The 2,210-nt window shown below is 63.2% G+C and carries 4 protein-coding genes; 2 read left to right on the forward strand and 2 right to left on the reverse strand.

What is annotated here, in order from left to right; translation table 11 throughout:
- Positions 1 to 615, reverse strand: a 615-nt coding sequence (locus EN939_RS31045) for a response regulator transcription factor (RefSeq protein ID WP_206528385.1), incomplete at its 3' end; no start/stop codon positions are given.
- A 46-nt stretch (positions 616 to 661) separates the two neighbouring features.
- Here EN939_RS31045 and EN939_RS31050 point away from each other — a divergent pair.
- Complete coding sequence (locus EN939_RS31050) at positions 662 to 1,363, forward strand: response regulator transcription factor (RefSeq protein ID WP_127271440.1); 702 nt, start codon at positions 662 to 664, stop codon at positions 1,361 to 1,363.
- A 72-nt stretch (positions 1,364 to 1,435) separates the two neighbouring features.
- On the opposite strand, the gene EN939_RS31055 is transcribed toward EN939_RS31050, so the two are convergent.
- On the reverse strand, positions 1,436 to 1,603 hold the full coding sequence (locus EN939_RS31055; RefSeq protein ID WP_081738724.1) for a hypothetical protein: 168 nt from the start codon (positions 1,601 to 1,603) through the stop codon (positions 1,436 to 1,438).
- 199 nt (positions 1,604 to 1,802) lie between these two features.
- Between EN939_RS31055 and EN939_RS38700 the strand changes: the two genes are divergently transcribed.
- Positions 1,803 to 2,099, forward strand: coding sequence for a hypothetical protein (locus EN939_RS38700; protein WP_164752086.1), 297 nt, complete (start codon positions 1,803 to 1,805; stop codon positions 2,097 to 2,099).
- The last annotated feature ends 111 nt before the right edge of the window (positions 2,100 to 2,210 follow it).

The following is a 2,210-nucleotide window of genomic DNA, read 5'->3' on the forward strand; positions in this document are numbered from 1 at the left end:
CGCCTCGGAGATCGCGGCGCGGGTTAGCAGCCGATTGGCGCGGGTGAGGAAAATCTCCAGCACGTCGAACTCACTCTTGGCCATGTCGATCACCGCGCCATTGGCGCCGGTGACCAGCCTGCCGTCGAGGTCGGCCTGGAAGGGACCGAAGGCAACGGAACGGCGATCCGTCCCGGCCTTCTTGTCCTGGAGCTCCTTCGGCTGGGGAACGCGGCGCAACACGCTGCGCACCCTGGCCAGCACTTCGCGCAATTCGTAGGGCTTGACGATGTAATCGTCGGCACCGAGTTCCAGCCCGACGATGCGGTCGAGCGCGGTGCCGGCCGCTGTCGCATAGATGATGCCGATCGGCAGTTTCGAACGCAGCCAGCGGCCGAGCGAGAGGCCGTCCTCGCCCGGCATGGCGATGTCGAGAATGGCGAGATGGAACGATTGCGTTTCAACGAGGCTGCGCGCAGCGGCAGCACTTTCGGCGGTGGCCACCTCATAGCCGGCGGCGCCAAGATATTCGGCGACCGCGTCCCGTAGATCGGGCTCGTCCTCGACGATGACAATTCTTGCCCGCACGATGCTTTCGCTCCCACTTTCAGTGGAAAGTAGATTGGGTATAAACATCATGTCCAGCACTCATATCCGGGTTGCTAGGGAACGGTTGGAAAACATGGCTGCACGATCCGTCATTGCGCTCGTTTCGGTAGCCGAAGTGGTGGCGACCGAACTCGCCGACCATCTCGAGCGGCGCGGTCACGATGTGCATCAGGCGCGCCAGCCCTGGGAGGCCGAATCGCTGTTGTCGGGAAAGGGCATCGACGTCGTCGTCGTCGGCGACAGTCTCAGCCAGGCGGAGGGGCGGGACCTGCTCCGGCGTTATGGCGGCCAAGGTGGGGGCGGTGAGGGCGGACCGGATTTCATTCTGATCTGCCGCCCGGCCGATCTTGTCGACAAGGTGCTGGCGCTGGAGCTTGGTGCGGCCGACGTCGTCGAGAGCCCGCTCAATGTCCGTGAACTGGCCGCCCGTGTCGGCGGTCTGCTTTCGCGCCGCGGCAGGGGCACCCAGGAACTGATCGTGCTGGAGAACGCGACCGTCGATCTGAGATCGGCCATGGTCATGCATCGCTCCGGCTCCGAGGAACAGCTTTCGCCTGGCCAGGTGGCCCTGCTCAGGTTGTTCCTGGCCAGTCCGCGCAAGGTGCTGACGCGTGACGATATCATCGCCGCGGCACCGGCCGAAAACGCCGACGCCTTCGATCGCTCGATCGATTCGCGCATCGTGCGGCTGCGCCGCAAGCTCGACACCGACACCATCACCACAATACGTGGCGCCGGCTATCGGTTCGATCCGCCGCGGCAATTTGCCGACTGACTGCCTGCTACTGGCGCAATCCCTTTTTTCGGGCATCGGATTTTCCATCTCTGGGCCCGATGCTCTTGACGCTCAGCGTACCAGCAGAAGCGATGGCCCCACCGGCATGTCACTGCCCATGGTGAGTTCGCTTGCATGGGCGCGGTCCCGGAGGAGCACGGTAGCAAGACCGGCAAAGCCGAGCAGGCCCTGGGCGTAAAGCAGTGCGGACAGCACCGAAGCAGCGAATTTCGTTTTCATCGTCGCAGTTCCCCAAATGCCAATTCTTCAAAAATGAACCTGTTGCGGGTCTCTTCAGGATACCCCCGAAGTGCCCGCGCCGCCCACGGAGCGCCCCGTCGCGGCGCGGGCCTTCGGTCCTCTCGGCAGCAAGTTGCCGGAGGCGCCGCGCAAACCCGTCAGCCTAAGGCCGACCCGCCAGAGGGCCTTGAGCCGGGCGATGCGCAGGCTGGAAACAATCCAGACCGTGGCGAAAAACAGTGCGGTATGCAGCGTCGAAATCTCGCCCGAAGTCATCGCGCCGAGCCTTGTCAGCGGGGTGCCGGCAACCGTGCCGACGCCGCCGATGACCGCTGCCGCGATGCTGATCCTGAGAAGCCAGGACAGCGCGTTTGATTTCGTCCTCATGTTCGTTACCGGCTGTTTTCGTTGCGTCAACTTTGCTCGCACCCCGTATCCGGATCATGCCGCTTGGAGCCGCGCTTTGTTGCAGGTTGGTTTCGATGCTGACGCTTGATCTTTCACATGACACCAATTCGCACTTTCGTTTGGAGGCGGATACTCATGTTCCCGACTCCTGGTCTTGGCTGGGTGGGTCTGCCGAGCCTGTTCCAGCCAGGTTATAAGG

The organism is Mesorhizobium sp. M7A.F.Ca.CA.002.05.1.1 (assembly GCF_003998335.1).
Taxonomy (GTDB): Bacteria; Pseudomonadota; Alphaproteobacteria; order Rhizobiales; family Rhizobiaceae; genus Mesorhizobium.